Annotated in this window: 15 protein-coding genes; 2 read left to right on the top strand and 13 right to left on the bottom strand. The window is 44.7% G+C overall.

The window, feature by feature from the left end; translation table 11 throughout:
• Positions 1-118: 118 nt before the first annotated feature.
• From A3762_RS13760 to A3762_RS13725, 8 genes are all read right to left on the bottom strand, one after another.
• Positions 119-1,168, bottom strand: coding sequence for a CmpA/NrtA family ABC transporter substrate-binding protein (locus tag A3762_RS13760; protein WP_068475970.1), 1,050 nt, complete (start codon positions 1,166-1,168; stop codon positions 119-121).
• A gap of 8 nt (positions 1,169-1,176) precedes the next feature.
• Entirely contained in the window at positions 1,177-1,764 is a 588-nt protein-coding gene (locus A3762_RS13755) for an ANTAR domain-containing response regulator (protein ID WP_068475459.1), read from the bottom strand.
• A 171-nt stretch (positions 1,765-1,935) separates the two neighbouring features.
• On the bottom strand, positions 1,936-2,829 hold the full coding sequence (gene cobA / locus A3762_RS13750; protein WP_068473689.1) for a uroporphyrinogen-III C-methyltransferase: 894 nt from the start codon (positions 2,827-2,829) through the stop codon (positions 1,936-1,938).
• Positions 2,826-5,585: a nitrate reductase gene (locus tag A3762_RS13745; RefSeq protein ID WP_231878814.1), complete on the bottom strand. Its 2,760-nt coding sequence runs from the start codon at positions 5,583-5,585 to the stop codon at positions 2,826-2,828. The genes cobA and A3762_RS13745 overlap by 4 nt, the downstream gene beginning before the upstream one ends.
• A gap of 2 nt (positions 5,586-5,587) precedes the next feature.
• Entirely contained in the window at positions 5,588-5,953 is a 366-nt protein-coding gene (gene nirD / locus A3762_RS13740; RefSeq protein WP_369820684.1) for a nitrite reductase small subunit NirD, read from the bottom strand.
• Between the two features lie 46 nt (positions 5,954-5,999).
• On the bottom strand, positions 6,000-8,564 hold the full coding sequence (nirB, locus tag A3762_RS13735; protein ID WP_068476017.1) for a nitrite reductase large subunit NirB: 2,565 nt from the start codon (positions 8,562-8,564) through the stop codon (positions 6,000-6,002).
• Positions 8,565-8,866: 302 nt separating this feature from the next.
• The gene (locus A3762_RS13730; RefSeq protein WP_156493456.1) at positions 8,867-11,419 is read right to left on the bottom strand and encodes an EAL domain-containing protein; all 2,553 of its coding nucleotides are present in this window, start codon (positions 11,417-11,419) and stop codon (positions 8,867-8,869) included.
• 128 nt (positions 11,420-11,547) lie between these two features.
• Entirely contained in the window at positions 11,548-12,666 is a 1,119-nt protein-coding gene (locus A3762_RS13725; RefSeq protein WP_068475973.1) for a succinylglutamate desuccinylase/aspartoacylase family protein, read from the bottom strand.
• Between the two features lie 23 nt (positions 12,667-12,689).
• On the opposite strand from A3762_RS13725, the gene A3762_RS13720 reads away from it, so the two are divergent.
• Entirely contained in the window at positions 12,690-13,484 is a 795-nt protein-coding gene (locus A3762_RS13720) for an ABC transporter substrate-binding protein (RefSeq protein WP_068475974.1), read from the top strand.
• A gap of 4 nt (positions 13,485-13,488) precedes the next feature.
• Here A3762_RS13720 and A3762_RS13715 read toward each other — a convergent pair whose 3' ends face one another.
• Complete coding sequence (locus A3762_RS13715) at positions 13,489-14,436, bottom strand: sodium-dependent bicarbonate transport family permease (protein ID WP_068475975.1); 948 nt, start codon at positions 14,434-14,436, stop codon at positions 13,489-13,491.
• Positions 14,437-14,619: 183 nt separating this feature from the next.
• Between A3762_RS13715 and A3762_RS13710 the strand changes: the two genes are divergently transcribed.
• The gene (locus A3762_RS13710) at positions 14,620-14,988 is read left to right on the top strand and encodes a ribosome recycling factor family protein (protein ID WP_068475976.1); all 369 of its coding nucleotides are present in this window, start codon (positions 14,620-14,622) and stop codon (positions 14,986-14,988) included.
• Between the two features lie 7 nt (positions 14,989-14,995).
• Here the strand turns inward: A3762_RS13710 and A3762_RS13705 are convergent, their stop codons facing one another.
• The 4 genes from A3762_RS13705 to A3762_RS13690 all read right to left on the bottom strand — a co-directional run.
• Complete coding sequence (locus tag A3762_RS13705; RefSeq protein ID WP_068475977.1) at positions 14,996-15,355, bottom strand: hypothetical protein; 360 nt, start codon at positions 15,353-15,355, stop codon at positions 14,996-14,998.
• Between the two features lie 140 nt (positions 15,356-15,495).
• Entirely contained in the window at positions 15,496-16,764 is a 1,269-nt protein-coding gene (locus A3762_RS13700; protein ID WP_068475978.1) for a UbiH/UbiF/VisC/COQ6 family ubiquinone biosynthesis hydroxylase, read from the bottom strand.
• 16 nt (positions 16,765-16,780) lie between these two features.
• Positions 16,781-18,019 carry an FAD-dependent monooxygenase gene (locus tag A3762_RS13695; RefSeq protein WP_068475979.1) on the bottom strand — a complete coding sequence of 413 codons (1,239 nt, stop codon included), beginning with the start codon at positions 18,017-18,019 and terminating at the stop codon, positions 16,781-16,783.
• Between the two features lie 2 nt (positions 18,020-18,021).
• The coding region (locus A3762_RS13690) for a M24 family metallopeptidase (protein ID WP_156493455.1) at positions 18,022-18,571 on the bottom strand (550 nt) is incomplete at its 5' end.

The following is an 18,571-nucleotide window of genomic DNA, read 5'->3' as shown; positions in this document are numbered from 1 at the left end:
TATAAATTTCAATAACTTATGGCCACACCACTCTTGCCCCACCAACTACTTGCACCAGAGTAAGGAGCTAAAACAAAAACGCGCACCAAGTGTGCGCGCCTTTATCTTCAGCTTTTGATCACAAGTAGCTATCGGTAAATACCTTGTCCACCACAGCATATGCCGCTTCTCGATCAGTGATCTGGTTTGCTTTTAGCATTTTATTTACAAGCCATATCCCTTGCTCGCGCGTCGGCTTGTTAATATCGACTGCAGCATCACTAAATTGATTGTACGAAGGAACAACTCTCGGCGGTAAAAATCGATGCGTTAAACAGCTACCGATAAGAGAAGGCGCAATCACTTCAATTGGCGCATCTAAATAATTTGCTCTCGACATGAGACGTGCGGCTTCAAAACGATTTGGCGTTTTCTCTAAATACGAACAAGCTTGCGCCAAAGCAGTACACAAAGAACGAACCAGATCTGGATTATCAGACGCAAACTTCTTCGTTACACCCAAGACTTTTTCAGGCTGGTTTTCCCAGATATCGAAAGAGGTCAACGCAGTCAAACCGATCTCCGAACGCACAGCTTTTGCGTTCCATGGGCCACCAACACAAAAAGCGTCAATTTCTCCACTCTCGAGAAAATCGACCATATTGACCGGCGGCACGGTCAGCAAATCCACATCATCTAACTCAACCCCACCGTCACTTAACCAGTCCAGTAACTGATAGTGGTGACAGCTATAGGGAAAGACATCTGCAAATTTCAATTTGCTAAGACCCGCTTCTTTTCTTTGCGCAATAACAGGTAACAATAACTCTGCTGATAAAGGCAAAGGCAACTCTGACAAGCCCGATACCGCAAGGATCTCCTGATATAAACCTTCGGAAATCGTGATTGCATTCCCGTTTAAGCTCAACACAAAGGGAGCGATGACCTCGCAAGGCCGACAACCTAAACCTAAGCCACTCGCCAACGGCATAGGCGCAAGCATTTGCGCCGCATCGAGAACACCAGCATGCAGCTTGTCTCTGAGTGTCGCCCATGAATTTTGCTTTTGAAGCGTGACATCTAAGCCTTGTTCTTCAAAAAAACAGTATTCCTTGGCGACAATAAGTGGCGCCGAATCTGTCAAAGCAACAAATCCGAGCTTTAGTTTTTGTTTTTGTGTTGATCGCATGAATACACCTAAAAATTCATATTTTTCATAATCGAGATAATCGTTTTCGCGACATCTTCAAGTTTTTGCCCTGAATCCATGGCAGTTTTGCGCATGCTACTAAAAGCCTCTTGCTCAGAGAGACCTTTGGTCTCCATTAGCAAAAGTTTGGCTTGATCGATAAGCTTGCGCGCCTCTAACTCATTCTTGGTTTGAGTCAGCTCTTCTTTGAGACTTTGATATTCATTAAATCGGGCCACGGCCGCATCAAGAATAGGTCTTAACCGACTAGTATCGGTATCCCCCACCACGTACGCACTTACGCCAGATTTCACGGATTCATTGATTAGATCTTCGTCTTCTGCATCAGAAAACATCACAACAGGCTTGGGGTTATATGCTGAAATCATATTTAGACTTTCAAGCATATCCCTAGTAGGAGATTCGATATCAATCACAATGATATCTGGCTGCCAGGCATCTACTTCCTTCAGTAAGGTAGCGTTTGGCTGCGCCATATGACGAATTTTATATCGCGATTTTTCTAAGGCGGATACCACCTCACTAGCACGATCTAAGTCTTCGTCAATAAGTAGAATACTTAATTCTGAGGACATACCTTGGGACTCTTGTCACGGACAACTTACTCGCTACGAGTCTTGATGCTCGCTCACGTGCATAACAGGCAGCAAAAAATAGACCATGCATTAAATGCACGCTAAGTGCTTGATTTTTGGTGCGGTCAAACTTGTACACATACAATCGCGCACCAATACAGTGCAGCAAAGTTAGGCGGTCGCAACAGCAACAGCTTCTCTTTCCACTGGATAACGCAAGTTCACCACTTCACCAACAATCGTAATCGCAGGACCAGAGATTTTTTGATCTCGAACTTTCTCTGCGATATCAGAAAGCGTGGCTATGCAGATCTTTTGCATAGAGGTTGTCGCGTTTTCGATCACTGCCACAGGCAACGAAGCAGAAACCCCATGCTCAATAAGCCTCTGAGCAATTAAGTCGATTCGACGAAGCCCCATATAAAATACTAAGGTTTCTCCGTTTTTCGATTGCCCTGATACTCCTTCACTCAATGATGCCCAATTGGGTTCTGTCTCAGCACTTTTCATGTGTGCCGTCACAAACCGAACCGATTGTGCACAACTGCGATGTGTTAAGGGAATACCAGCATAAGAAGACGCGCCCGATGCGGCTGTGACTCCAGGAACAACACAAACTGGAACTCCAGATTGTTGAAGTACCTGACACTCCTCACCAACACGAGCAAAAATCGCGGGATCGCCGCCTTTTACTCGTACTACCTGTTTTCCTTCAAGTGCCAGTTTTAGCATCAACGCCGAAATACCCTCTTGAGACATGCTATGTTGGGCATAGCGCTTACCAACATAAATGCGTTGTACTTGTTTAGGAAACAGTGCCACCACCTCATCGGACACGAGTGCGTCGAACAGAATGACATCTGAATTTTGTAGCGCGCGATAAGCCTTAAGGGTGAGCAACTCTACATCACCTGGCCCCGCACCAATAATCGTTACACAACCTCGTTTAGAACGAGCTTGTATTTGAGTTTTAACCCGATTTATAAACCCTGTGTCCTTACTCTTTCCATCATTATTTGAAGAGCGCCTAAATAGAGCTAATAAATTTGTTGCAGCAGTAATCATGAAAACTCCTCTAAGGTAATGCGTTCACCTTCTGGAACAAGATTTTGCTTAAGAATTTGTTTGAGTTCAGACTTACACGACCCACAATTTGTGCCGCACTTTAATTGCGACCCCAAAGCTTCAACGCTATCACAGCCGTCATCTTGTATGGCTCGGATGATCTCTTTTTCACCCACCTTATAACAGCTGCAGACCATGCGACCTTGGGCATAGACGGAGTCTACTTCCGCATGCAGAAGTGCTTGGATTTGTTCTTCGCTCAAGACGCTACTATCAAGCATGCTTTCTAACCAAGCTCGCTCATATTCTTGCGCCTCTGAATGCGTGAATACGCCGTAAACTAATGATTGGTCGCGCGTCGCAAAACGATTCATTCCATTTTGATGCTGATAGGAATAACACTCACGCACATCTTGATAAACCGCATTCAGAGCTGAACCAAGCGTGGTGCTTTTTTCTTTGCACGCAAATCGGTAAATCATGCCGCCACGGACTTTTGCTTTCGACCACACATAAAACTGCGTATCTAGCCATTGAATCGGAAGCTCGTCTCGACTAAATAACTCGCCGTATTCAGCCATCTCGACCGGTGAAAGCGCAACAGCCGCATGTTTCAATTCTGGCTGCCCAGAAATGGGGTCTCTTGCATCTGTATATAGCTTTGCAATTGCCGATGATGAAGACCATGTTGTACCCCAATGAATGGGTGCAAATAACTCACCTCGACGTAATCCATCATCGATTACGACTGGTAACACGACCTGATCAGCGTCTGAATTCACGGCAGAAGTGACCGACACATAGGCACCCTGTTCAAGACTTAAATCTTTGGCATCTTCTGGGTGAATCGCTATATATGCGTTCGCAGTATGATGGCTCAATTGTGCGCTCACACCAGTACGTGTCATGGTGTGCCATTGGTCGCGCAATCTTCCAGAGTTCAACACAAACGGAAAGTCTTCACTAACTGCCTGCTCAGGAGGACGGAACTGCACCGCAATACAGTTTGCTTTTTGAGACAGAGTAAAGAACTTTCCGTTTTCAAATAATCGTTTAGTGCCCTTTGGGTTCTCGTCGTTTATGGGCCATTGAACAGGAGCTAGCTGATCGTATTCTTGCGACGATAAATCACACAAACCACTTAGATCTAAGTCCCGACTTCCGTTGTTTTTATATGCCGTCAATCCAGCATACTCATCGAAGACCTCATGCTGAGAAGCGAAATCAAATCCGTCAAAACCCATTGCAATTGCGACATCACAGATAATTCGCCAGTCATGCTTTGCCTCACCTAGAGGCGGCAAGAAAGCTCTTTGACGAGAAATCGTGCGCTCTGAATTCGTCACCGTGCCATCTTTTTCTGACCAGCTCGTCGCCGGCAACTTCACATCAGCAAAGGGTAAAGTATCGTTTGACGACACATAATCTGAGACAACAACGAAATCACATTTTTTCAGCGCGCTCTCTATTTGAAGCCTGTTTGGCATACTCACGACAGGATTTGTCGCCATCACCCAGACCGCTTTAACATCGCCTGATTCAATCTTTTGAAACAGATCTACAGCCTTATGCCCATGCGATTCAACAATCGTTGGGGATAACCAATATTCTTGTACTAGCGCGCGATGTTCTGCGTTATCAATATCCATATGTGCAGCCAGCAAGTTGGCCAAACCGCCTACTTCTCGACCGCCCATTGCATTTGGTTGACCGGTAATAGAGAAAGGTCCACACCCTTCTTTGCCGATTTTTCCACTCGCAAGATGACAATTGATAATACTCGCAGCTTTATCAACGCCAGCACTCGACTGATTCACGCCCATCGAGAAAAAGCTAATCACCTTATCTGTTTGCGCAAAGCTTGCGTAATACTCTTCTACATCTTGCTCAGGCAAATCACATAGCTGTGCGACCTTCTCAATAGTGAAAGACTGTGCGGCCTCTACTGCTTGCTCAACTCCTTCAACCGACTGATCAATATAAGCTTTATCAAGCCCATCATGCTCTGCCAGATAGGCGAGCAAACCGTTAAACAAGGCAACATCACTTCCTGCTTTCAGAGGGAGATGAAGATCTGCGACTTCACAACTTGCTGTGCGACGTGGATCGATAAATACAATTTTTAGATTTGGATTTATTTGTTTCGCACGCTCAACGCGTTGAAACAGAACAGGATGTGTCCAAGCCGCATTTGAGCCTATAAAAACGAGCAATTCCGTTTGCTCTAAATCCTCATAACTACACGGTACGACATCTGATCCAAATGCGCGTTTATGTGCAGCAACTGCTGAGGACATGCACAGACGAGAGTTCGTATCGATATTGGCAGACCCGATATAACCCTTCATCAACTTGTTTGCGACGTAATAATCTTCCGTTAGTAATTGCCCCGATACATACAGTGCAACGCTGTCTGGGCCATGCTCATCAATAATATCTTGAAAGCGCTGAGCCACTTCGTTGGTCGCAGCTTCCCAAGGAACCTGCTTCCCACTAACTTCAGGAAAAAGTAAGCGCCCACTATCTTCTAAGGTATCTAGTAAGCGACTTCCTTTAACGCACAGTCGACCAAAATTTGCTGGATGCTCAGGAGTGCCACTCAGCCCCAAAACTTCTGTCTCAGAAGCCTCCTCAGACTCAACATTTTGAATCTGGACATCGACACCACACCCCACGCCGCAGTAAGGGCAAGTCGTGCGCTGCAGTGCAACGTTTGACCCAACAGATTTAAACTGAATAAGCTCTGCGCTAGACACAATTAACTCGCTACACTTAACTGAACCATTTCATCAACGATACGTGCCGGAAACACGGAAACAGATTGCTCTGGATCATCAATACATTCGCCCGTTGTTAAACAGAAACGCTGCTTATATAAAGGTGAAGCAACCACATAACGCAGCGGAGTATCTTCACCCGAAACTGAACAAATCAAACCACGGTAAAGCACATTCGCCTTACCGATCGGGTCAAAGTTACTAATCGCGAGTACTTGTTCTTGTTCACCTTGCGTCAACTTAAACAACGCAACTTGCTCTCCATTTACTAAGGCACAAACACCAGAGTTATCGACAAGATCGTTTGTTTGGCAGATAGAAACCCAGTTTTCATTGCTAGACATCATTTTCTCTCTTATATCATTCGTTCTTAATTCGTTAGAGGCTTATGTATTAAGCCAAAGCATCTTCAGCAAGGACTTTATCCGTCGCAATCAGATCACCTGATTGTTTTTCTTGCTCTGTTGCTGGACGAATTTGATCTCTTTCTTGAACAAATACGATGTTAGGATCAGTCGCATCAGCCGCGTTTACGAACTGACGGAAGCGCTTACGCGACTCTTCATTTTCAACTGCCGTTTTCCACTCACACTGGTAGGTATCCACAACATGCTGCATCTGGGCTTCTAGCTCTGCGCAAATACCCAACGAGTCTTCAATAACCACTTGTTTTAGGTATTCAAGACCGCCTTCTAAGTTTTCCATCCATGTAGAAGTACGTTGCAAGCGATCTGCCGTTCTGACATAGAACATCAAGACGCGATCGATAAATTTGATCAGTGTTTCAGTATCGATATCAGTAGCGAATAAATCAGCATGACGAGGTTTCATACCGCCGTTACCGCACACGTATAAATTCCAACCTTTCTCGGTCGCAATAATGCCGATATCTTTGCTTTGCGCCTCTGCACACTCTCGCGTACAGCCTGAAACCGCCATTTTCATTTTGTGCGGTGCGCGCAAGCCTTTGTATCGGTTTTCAATATCAATCGCTGCGCCAACGGAATCTTGGACGCCATAACGACACCAAGTGCTTCCTACACATGACTTAACCGTACGTAGCGCTTTTGCGTACGCATGGCCGGTCTCGAAACCTGCAGCGATCAGCTCTTCCCAAATGAAAGGCAATTGCCCAACGCGCGCACCAAATAAATCAACACGCTGCCCGCCAGTGATTTTTGCGTATAGGTTGTATTTCTTAGCGACTTGCCCCAGAACAATCAGCTTGTCAGGTGTAATTTCACCACCAGCGATACGAGGTACAACCGAATAACTACCATCTTTTTGCATATTGCCAAGATAAGTGTCGTTGGTGTCTTGGAGTTTAACGTGCTCTTTTTGAAGCACGAAATCGTTCCATACTGACGCGAGAATTGAACCGACCGCAGGCTTACAGATTTCACAACCGATACCGCGACCATGTTTTTCAAGCAGCGCGTCAAAACTTTTGATTTCTTCGACTTTAATAATGTGGAAGAGCTCTTGGCGAGAATAAGCAAAGTGCTCACAAATATCTTTATTGACCTCTACGCCGCGTTTTTCTAGTTCGCTATCAACGACGTTTTTCAATAAGGCCGCACAACCACCACAACCGGTGCTTGCTTTAGTGCATGATTTCACCGAGCCAAGATCACAGTTGCCTGCATCCATTGCATCAACAATGTCGCCCTTAGAGACGTTGTGACAAGAACATACCGTCGCAGTCGCTGGTAAAGCATCAGCACCTAGCGCAGGCGCAGCATCGCTCGTAGAAGGAAGAATTAAACTTTCTGGTTTTTCAGGAAGGTCGATACCATTTAAAGCATACTGAAGAAGAGTATCGTAGTCTGAAGTGTCACCTATTAGCACCGCACCAATAAGTAGCTTTTTGTCTGCATCAACAACGATCTTCTTGTAAACACCTTCAGGTTGATTTTCATAGGTGTAACTCAAAGCACCTACTGTGCGAGCATGGGCGTCACCAATAGAGCCTACGTCGACTCCCATCAACTTGAGTTTGGTGCTCATATCTGCGCCCTCAAACTTCAAGTCACCTTCTGCAAGATGACTCGCAGCGACGCGCGCCATGGTATAGCCAGGGGCAACTAAACCAAAAATAAAGTTATTCCAAAGCGCACACTCACCAATCGCATAAATATTTGGGTCGGACGTTAGACAATTATCGTCGATCACGATGCCGCCACGGGGGCCAACATCGATGTCGAACTCTCGAGCTAAACCATCTTCTGGACGGATACCTGCCGAGAATAAAATCATATCTGTTTCTAGATCTGAGCCATCAGCAAACTTCATTTTATAGCGGCTAGTAACGCCAGATACGATTTCTTGCGTCGCTTTTTCGGTATGGACTTGCACGCCAAGCTCTTCAATTTTTGACTTCAGCAATTGACCGCCAACTTGGTCTACTTGAACCGCCATTAGCTGCGGAGCAAACTCAACAACGTGGGTTTCGAGACCTGCTTGCTTGAGAGCATTTGCCGCTTCAAGACCAAGCAGACCACCACCCACAACAACACCAACCTTGCTTTGTTTAGATGAGGCTTCAATTTGCTCTAGGTCTTCAATGGTTCGATACACCAAGCAATGCTCTTGATCATTACCAGGAATTGGAGGAACAAAAGGAAAGGAGCCCGTAGCAAGCACGAGTTTGTCGTAAGCATACACATCACCCGCTTCAGTCTTAACCGTCTTGGCTTGCTTATCAATATGAGAAACTTTTACATTCACACGAAAATTCACGCCTAGCTTTTCATAGTGCTCTGCGCTTGTAAGTGAAAGATCATCTGCTGTTTTGCCTGTAAAGTACTCCGACAAATGCACTCGGTCGTACGCCAACCTTGGCTCTGCAGAAAGAACTGTCACTTCGACGTTCATATCTTGTTCAAGTATCTGCTCAACAAAATGATGGCCTACCATTCCATTGCCGACTACCAATACTTTCATTGTTGATGCTTGCATAACTTCTTCTCCACCAAAAATTTTGGGGCAAAAAAAAACCCATGCCACCAGCATATTTGCTAGTTAGCATGGGCTTCTTTGCCGTCAGCACATTAAGTTCATTCTTAATATGCTGTCTCTGTTCTGTGTGAGTATGAACCGTCGTCATACCCCGCGCGGTTTTTAACACTGCTTTGCGATACGATTTCTAATACAAATTTAGTACCAACTTTATATCTCTATAAGATTCAGGCACTTACAAGGCTAGACTTATCAGTAGCTACCGAGCTTTATGCACCATAATAGTGCAGGCGCACCAAGGATTAGCTAGAAGAGATCGCGCCAGCTTGTTCAAGCCATCGCTGCAATCGATCTAATGGCAGGGGCTTACAGCCATAGTAACCTTGATAACGGTTACACGATAACTTCTCTAAGACTTTTAAAGTTTGTGCATCTTCGATGCCCTCTGCAATCAAATCGCAGCCTAAACCTTCCGCCATCGCAATCACGGTTTGTATGATCACTTTTGAGTTTTCATCATTCTTTATATCTTCGATCAAAGAGCGATCTAACTTGATTTCACTTGCAGGCAAACCTTTGAGATATGACAACGATGAATAACCCGCGCCAAAGTCATCAATTGAAATCTTGAACCCATGGGCTGCTAATTTATCCAGTGTCGCAATGCTAAACGCCGGATCATCCATCGCCGCAGTTTCGGTTAACTCCAAGTAAACCAATTCAGGTGATACATTCTCGGTCTTCAGCGTTTTAAGAAGTTGAGCGCCAAAATACTTAAACTTCAGATCACGCGCTGAAATATTAATCGACATGCTTCCGTCATAGCCTTGAGCTCGTAGCATTACTAAAGCACGTATCGCTTCTTGAAATACCCATAAGCTCAGCTCATTAATTACCCCAGTTTCTTCGGCCAGGGGAATAAATTGATCCGGAGGAACAAAACCATTCTCTAGATGAATCCAACGTACTAAAGCCTCGAGACCAATCACCTTCCCGCTACTAATTTCAAACTTCGGCTGAAACACTAAACTGAGCGCATCATCATTCAAGGCCTTACGTAAGTCTGTCATCAGGGTAAGCCGGCTCGAACTATAGATATCGTACTTCTCACTATAGATTCCCATGGAGCCTCGTTCGGAGCGATCCATCGCAATCAATCCATTTCGAATTAATTGTGCCGGCTCTGAGCCATGATTGGGATAAAGAGAGCAACCATATAATGGTGCTAGTTCAAACGTTAAGCCATCAAATTCAATCGGCGATGCGAGCTCGACTAAGAGATCATCAAACGGCTGACGGTTTTTTTCGAATTTATCTAAATCAATAAGTACACCGAATGTTTCATTCGCAATTTGAAACGCCGCGTCTGGGCCAACTCCTTGCATATGCTCAACACTAATTACTCCGAACATATCTCTGCACTTCTCGTTTAAAAACACCGCCATTTGCGCCAAAACCGTCTCAGAGCTGGCCAAGCCGAGCGTCCGCGTAATATCAGAGATGCGCGTCAAATGCACCATCGAGATCATCATTCTTCTATTGGGCGCAGCATCCATCTGCTCACGTAAGAGGTTCTCGAAATGATTTCGATTAAGCAGATTAGTGACTCGATCACGTGACATGGTTTGCGTTAACAAACTCTGTGTGTAATTTCGCTGTTGCTCGATATGAAGACTCTTTGATTGCGCAGATATTTTCTTTTCACGCTCGCGATACAAACGATCTGCAAGAGCCAAAGTCAAAATCAATGCCTCAAGTCCAGATCCAATCTGCATGGCGTACTCAGTCCAAAATGTATTTGGCAATGCGCCTGTAGTGCGGCCGCTTGTTATCGCAAAACCAACGGTCAAAGGAATCCAAGCAACCGTGAAATAAATACCTGAACGAAGCCCTTTATACCAAGCGATGGGACCTGCAAAAGCGAGGACGCTAAAAAGCAATAACGCACCCACAACCGAGATACGCACCGCAATGCTATAATCTGCGAATAAAATGATACAGAGGTGTATCAACTCCAGCGCTATCATCGCCTGAAGAAGCTTATCGAAGCGCGGACTAATCGACTTCATTCGCAAAAATAACTTTGCGAATAAAAGAGAAAAAATAGAGAGCAAGGGCATAGACGCCAAGAACAGGCGCCCATTTAGTTCGGGAAGATCATTTAGAAAATGTTGATGGATATATCCTCGACTACTCGCAAAGAATAACAAATAGCTTGCGATAGCCAGCGCATAATAAAGATACAATCGTTCGCCTAAGCGAAGAAAAACAGCGAGATTAATAATCGCAATAATCGTCAGAACGCCATAGTAAAAGAAATGAACCTTTTGCTCTTTCGAAGCTTGTTCAAAGTAATGCGTCTCTTCCCAAATCAACATAGGAACGGTCATCGAGCCTTTTGTTTTCACGCTCGTGTAGATTTCAATTTCTTCGTTGGGTTCTAACGAAAAACGAAAAAGAATACCTGGATCGTCGACTTGCCTGTGCGCAAAGTGTTTTCGATCACCAGTGGCCAGTCCAAGCTCGGTTCCATCTTGCTTACGCGCATTAAAGACAACATGATCAAGCTGAGCGTAATCGATCTCAAGAATAAAGTTGTTCGCCTTGTCAGCTCCATTTTTAACGCGTGTTTTAAACCAGAGTTGTGCATTGGTAAACCCAAAGCTTCTTTGCTCGCTGGCACCTTGGGTCCACTTATCTTCAGGTAGTTTTTGAATGTCTCGCAATTGCAGAGATAATTCTTGATCAATGAGGTAGGAGTAAGAGGCTGAAAGTGGTGACTGATACACACCTTCAAAGGTATTCAACGCTGCACTTTGCCCAGCAACAGAATAATTGCTTAAAACAAATAACAAGCAAAGCAAGACACTTCGCAAACGAAAAAAGGAATGACACACAAACACTAAACGAATTCTCTAGACTCTTATTCTCTTTAAAAGTCTAGATCAGAATAAAGCGATAGCGCACTTTTTGTACATTTTTTCTAAGCGCCTAGCAAAACCCCTTCTTTGAACGCTTTCGCACCAGCGATTTTGCCGATATGTGTTCCCTTTGCAGCAAAACGTTGGTTTGTTCTGGCAAAAAACTTACCGCTAACCGTCGCGCATGCAAGCGTTGCAGATTGGTCTACGGGACTAATAATTTCGGCGATCGCTTCACCTGCTTCAACCCAATCTCCCAGCTCTTTTAAAAACACGATAATACCTGTTGTTTGCGCATCAATTGAATCACAGCCAGCAAGAGGCGTTGATTCAAATTTCGCCTTTGGTTCAGAAGGTGTCGATTGGTCAATCACACCAACAGCGCATAACCACGCAAACAGATTCTGTGCATCTTGCTTAGCATACGTATGACTAACGTCTGCCTCACCACGGTATTCTATGGTGACGCCACAGCCAGCTAAAGGAATTGGGTAACGCGTGCCAAAAAGTTCCTGAAGTCGATACCACACGCCTGCTTGCGCCTCGTCAAAAGCAGAGCCGCCTGATCCTTCTGCGTGGAGCAGCGTTTCTACACCTAAATAACGCGATAAATGTTCGGCCTGTTCAAGGTAGGGTGTATCGGTATATAGATGCATTAATGCTTCGAAATCACAATGCATATCCAATACATAGTCGGCATCATGCGATAGCTTTAAAAGTATCGCGCGCTGCTCGTCTAACTCGCTTAACTGAGGCCTTTGTTCAAGCGCATCAGCGATGGCTTTTCGAATAGCTCGTTTATTAGCTTCTATATCTCGTGTTAACTGGGACTCTATATTCTCAGCGATCAACTCATAGAAATCGGGGTGGCTACGATTAAAGTTCAAGCCTGTGTTCAGATCGAATCGTCCCAAATGATCGTGCATCACATGTTGAGACAAACCAATTGCGTTGGCATATGGCACCAAGACAATCTCACCTTCGATCAATCCCTCTTTCTCAGCTTGATCGAGCAAGCTTCTGAGATGGTGCAGCACTAACATGGGAGGAATCTCATCCGCATGCAAACTGGCTTGAAGATAAATCTTTAGATCTCTACTTTTCTTCCCGTAATGCAGACTGACTAATTCTCTTTGTGTTCCAATCGTCTGTTGGCCCAGTGGGTATGTGTTGAATTGCATAAAGAATCCTTTAAGACGAAAGTATGATTGCTTGCATCGCCATTATGTTTTTTATGTCACCTAAATACATTGAATCACGCATCATGATGGCTTTTATAAAATGTTTATTGCTTGCTGTTATAGCTCAAATAACAACAACGCACGCATCAGAAGTTACCCTAGTTCATTATGACCTAAAGGATGGTCTCGCACCTTATTTTTGGAAAAATAACAACGGTGATCATATCGGCATCATTCCAGATATCGTCGCGCGAATGAAACCCTATAAACTTCGATTCACGGAAATCCCACGCAAGCGATTAGATGATGCATTGCTTTCTGGGCAAATCGATTTTGCGTTAATGCATCCTGACTATACGGAAATTGATGATAAGTTAAATTTCATACCTACCTATTTCTCACAAACCAAAGTTCTCTACCAGCGACTTAGCGACACCACAACACCGAAACATTTAAGTGAGATTCAGAACACAACAATATGCGCACGACTTGGCTACAAAAATCCTGTGATCGAGCTCGTCTCCGAAGAGCAAAATATTCGAATCGTACAATCGCCCGACAATGAAACTATGGTGCGAATGCTCAAAAAAAATCGTTGTGATTACTTAGTCGGCTCAACACACGTCATCGACTTTACCTTGATGAAAACGCACGAAAAAGGCATCGCAAAAACCAAAGTTCGTCTAGCAGAAAAACCATTTTTCTTCGCACTCCCTCAAAACAAGGTCGATACAATTAAAGAAGTAAAAATGCATTTAGAGGAGCTAAAACGCACTGGAGAGCTGGATCGAATTGTTGCGAACTATACGGGTAGCTAAGTAACTATGCGATCCACTGTGAAATGTATGAATGGTAAAAAGGGATACCAAAAATAACGTTCAGAGGGAAGGTCAAGCCTAGTGATAACAGCATGGCTAAGCCAATATCCGCATCGGGAATAGCGCTTCGAATTGCTGCCGGCGCAGCAATATAGGAAGCACTAGCGACTAAAGTCGCAAGAATAAGAACTGAGCCTTCAGGCAGCCCCAAAGCTATACCAGCGCCTGCGCCAATCGCAGCAAATGCAAGCGGTGTGACGCATGCGAAGATAACCAGTTTCCATTGTTTGTATGGGAAGGGACGGAGTGTTTCAGCCGCGGTAAGTCCCATTTCTAACATGAAGATAGCCAAGATTGCTTTGAAGCCTCCTGTCAATAACTCGGTGACCGACGCACCTTGCACTGGCCCGTACATCCAGCCAATCAGAACACCACCAACGAGCAATACAACACCTCGGTTCGTCAATGTTTCATGCCAAATAGCGCGATGAGAAACGCCTTCAACTTGCTTCTCCGAATTGAAAAAACGATAAATGGCGAGGGCAACAATAATCGCTGGAAGCTCTAACATAACCAGATAAAGCGTCGTTTGCGCACCAAACTCAATGTTATTGGACTCTACATACGTCAGCACAACCGCAAAGGTACCGGCACTAACCGAACCATAGTGAGCTGCAATACTGCTGGCGTTGGCGAGAGATACGCCACAGACAAAACGTAAGATAGGAAGGATTAATAAAGGGCAAATCGCTCCAACTAAGGCGACGGTTAACATCTCCCATATCAAGTTAGTCGAAACACTGCCAAATAAGGCCATACCACCCTTCAATCCGATGGTAAGCATTAATAGTAAACTCAGGGTATCGTAGGCTTCTTTTGGAATACTCAAATCAGATTTGAGAAGCCCAGCAACTAGGCCGAGCAAAAAAAACATGACAACGATATCAGGCATAGTAAGTCTTTCGCACAGAACAGTAGCCAAACGGCTATGGAAATCAGAAGAGACAACAAACGCAAGCGCGTTTTTATTGGTCAGCCTTTTGTTGCCGCGAGACTATTGTAAAAGTATTTGTTAGATTCTCGTAGCATATAAAACAGCTATATTTCTGAGACCCTCTAAGAATATCCCTCTAAAATGCCTCAATTTTTTCGAATCCAACTGAATAGTTTTATTCGCCGTGTCGAAAATGCGCAGGATCTTAAATGCCTGATAAAAGACCAAGGTGTAACATTAACGCGTAGAGGACGATCTCGAAATTGGACAATCAAACTCAATACAGAGCAGTCCATCAACTTACAAAAGAGTATTGAATCAGCGAAACAAGAAAGCTGGCTATGGGTTGCAAATCTGCTTAAGAAGCAGCGACCAGAATTAAATTTGAGAGACCTAAAAACGCTTGCCAAAGAACATTGGCCAATCAGCGTTAATCAACTCATGAGGCTCACAGACTGTACGAGCGCACAAGCTAGGCTAGTTATTGACGAAATTGAATGGTCAGAATAGCAAGTACTTACTTATTGCATAAACGAGAAAAACCTGAAGTTTTTGCAGCTCTTACCAACTGGCCGACCGAGGTTGCACTGGCATAACTCACAATCACTTTGTTATCCATCAAATTAACCCGAAACGTTTGCGACATATACGTCAAACCTAATTCATAGGGTAAATTAGACTCGTACCAACCCGTAGTGTTGTTATTAAACCAATTAAACAAGGCATCATACTCAGGCGTGCCGCGGCCAACTTTCTTCCCACAAAACTCGAACTCTGGAGGCATCTTGGTCGTAAAATTAACGGTCCCGCTGGCATTCACTGGACTACTAAACACTACAAGAAGCAACGAAAGGATGAATAAGTATTTTAATGGCATCGGTATATTCTCTTTTTATTCGTGACGGTCACCGCGGAGCTATTGTCCGATAAAAACAGAAAGACGAATATGTCGCGAATCACGATTAGGAATGTTGAACGGATTTCTGCAAAAAACGGGCGCTACATAAAGCGAACGCTTTACTGTAGACCCATTGCTTTTTTAGCAATTTGGGCTTTTATAAAAGTATGACGATTCATTGCATCCACGCCGAGATTTCTGATCAAACGTACTATAGGGTCTGTCGCACCAAACAATCTTTTAAACCCTTCCATACCCAGCATCATTGAAAAGTTTTCGCTCTTACGCGCTCGCTCATAGCGTTTCAATAATATGGGACTTGAAAGCTCATACCCTTTTTTCTTGGCATCTTCTGCAATACTGATCAGTGCCTGCACATCATCCAAGCCGAGGTTCAAGCCTTGGCCAGCTAAAGGATGAATACTATGCGCAGCATCACCCATCAAAATGGCTTGATCCGCAACATAGCTCTTTGCATGACGTTGGCGTAGAGGAAATTTAAATCGCTTAGATACTGACTTAACCGCGCCTAGCTCACCTTCTATTTGTGCGGCCAACTGACGTTTAAACTCGACTTCAGGCAATGAAAAAATATGCGCAGCTTTATTTGTATCAATCGACCACACGATGGAACAAAACGAAGCATCAGATGAAGCCCCTTCTGTACTTGAGTTATTTAAGGGCAAAAAAGCTACAGGGCCACTCTCGGCAAAACGCTGACGCGCCTTCATACCGTGAGGCATTTCCATTTCGACAGTGCAAACGATAGCTTCTTGATCATAATCCCATTCGCGCGTCGCCAAATTCAGCTGTTTACGAATACTAGAATTAGCACCATCAGCGCCAATAAGTAGATTCGTATACACAGATGATTGATCAGAAAAACTTAATTGATAGGCGCGAGCTTGCTCGCCCTCGCGAGAGATCAAGGCGCATGATGTAATGTCTTTCTCGAAGAAAGTATGCACATTGTTTTGCTCGCCAATGGCTCTCATACAAGCTGCCAGCAATACATGATTCTCGATAATGTATCCAAGCGCCTGGGCCTGATATTCAGCCGAATCAAAATGGATACGACCGCCGCCTAGTTCCTCCCAAACCTCCATAGTTTGGTAAGGTTGCACAAGTGATGAAGGAAGATGCTCCCAAACACCACAACGATGAAAAAAAGCGACATTTGCAGGCGTCAAGGCACTGACTCTAGCCGAGTAGTCGTTTACAGAGTAGCGCTTCATATCGACGGCTACATCAGGTTGTGATTGTCGATCAATCAAAGCCACACGATAGCCTTGTTGACCTAGGCATAGTGCAGCGCTTGCACCAACAATCCCCGCTCCCACAATAGCGAGGTCAAATGATTGATCGTTTAAGGACGTTTGCTCAGACATAAATTATCGAATTCTCTCAAGCGCGTTCTAAATCAAATGTCTGAGCTCGCCCCATTGCATGCTTTGCAAACTCTGACTTTAGTTGCGATAAGCCATTCAGAGTCACTAAACCAGCACTACGAGCTAGCGCTGGGATGTGTGACTCTGGGGAAAACACATCAATCAGTTGATCACTAAAGCTCACAATTTTACGCTGTTCAGGCTGATGCTGCTGCGCGATATTTTGTAAGACAGAATAACTCCAATACGCATCTCGACTAGATTGCCTCAGACCTTCAATCACGCCAGCAACACCGCGAAGAGCTAAATTAAACCCTTGCCCAGCTACGGGGTGCAAGCTATGCGCGGCATTCCCGACCACTACAAAGCGAGAACGAACCGGCTCCTTAGCCTGCTTCAAAGTCAAAGGGTACGAAACCCGTTTACTCACATTAAGAATTCGTCCTAGACGATCTCCAAACAAACGCGCAACTTTGTCCGCAAAATCACGCTCATTTAATTTCATAGCGGCTTCTGCATCTTGCTCAGATAAGGTCCATACCAAAGCACTCGTATCGATTGTGAGGGGTAAAAGCGCTGAAGGACCTGTTCGAGCAAAGCGCTCGAAAGCAACACCTTCATTTGGTAATTCCGTCTCTACGTTTGCAACAATGGCAAATTGCTCATAAGACTTGATTTGGTACTCTATTCCCAAGCCCTGAGCTGTCGGGGAGTTGGCACCATCCGCGGCGATGACGAGCTTAGCTTTTAACTCCTGTGCGCCACCATTGTCACGAGCAACGATTAATTGAGCGTGCGTATCGTGCATGACAACCTGCGAAACATTGGCTCCATCAAGAACATCTACCTTGCTATCTAATAACTGCGAAGATAAGTACTGACCAAAGGCCATGTTTGGAACGACATAGCCAAGGGCATCAAGCTGCAAATCTGTTTTGGCAATTCGAGTTGTTCCCATTCGCCCCTGCTCGGAGACATGAACCGTATTAATTGGATTTGCTTGTACTGAATCTGCATCCCATAGATCGAGATCTTTCAATATTTCGATGCTACCTAATGACAAAGCTGTGGAGCGACTATCGAAACTATTATGTACAGTTTGAGGCTGAGCGTTAGCCTTAATAGGGAACTTCTCAAGAAGCAGCACGCTGAAGCCAGAATGAGCCAAACCAATTGAAAGAGGAATGCCAACCATACCTCCACCAATCACGGCGATATCATATTCGGTTCGTAAGTGATCAGCTTGAGCTTGCATTACTATTCTGCCATTAACGCTTCGATTTCTTGGATCGTCTTTGGTACGCCGTTCGTCAAAACGTCGTAACCTGAAGAGGTAACAACAACGTCATCCTCTATTCGTACCCCAATACCATGGTATTTCGATGGTACATTCTCACTGCCCGGAGCGATGTATATGCCTGGTTCAACTGTCATCACCATTCCTGGTTCTAACACTCGCCATTCGCCGCCGCTTTTGTATTCACCTACATCGTGAACATCGATACCTAGCCAGTGACCTGTGCGGTGCATGTAGAATTTTTTATACGTCTCATTCTCGATATTGTCTTCACGAGAACCTTCAAGCAACCCAAGTTTGATCAAGCCATCAACAATAACCTCAACGGCGGCTTCATGTGGATGATTCCAGTGATTATCTGGCTTCACTTGAGCAATCGCGGCTTCTTGGGCATCTAAAACAATTTGATAAATCTCTGTCTGCTCTTTGCTGAACTTTCCGTTTACGGGAAAAGTACGCGTAATATCCGATGCATAACAATCGAGTTCACAGCCAGCATCAATCAGAACT

This window comes from Oleiphilus sp. HI0125 (assembly GCF_001635355.1).
The sequence above is the reverse complement of the archived record's forward strand: the minus strand, read 5'-3'. Positions and strand labels throughout refer to the sequence as shown.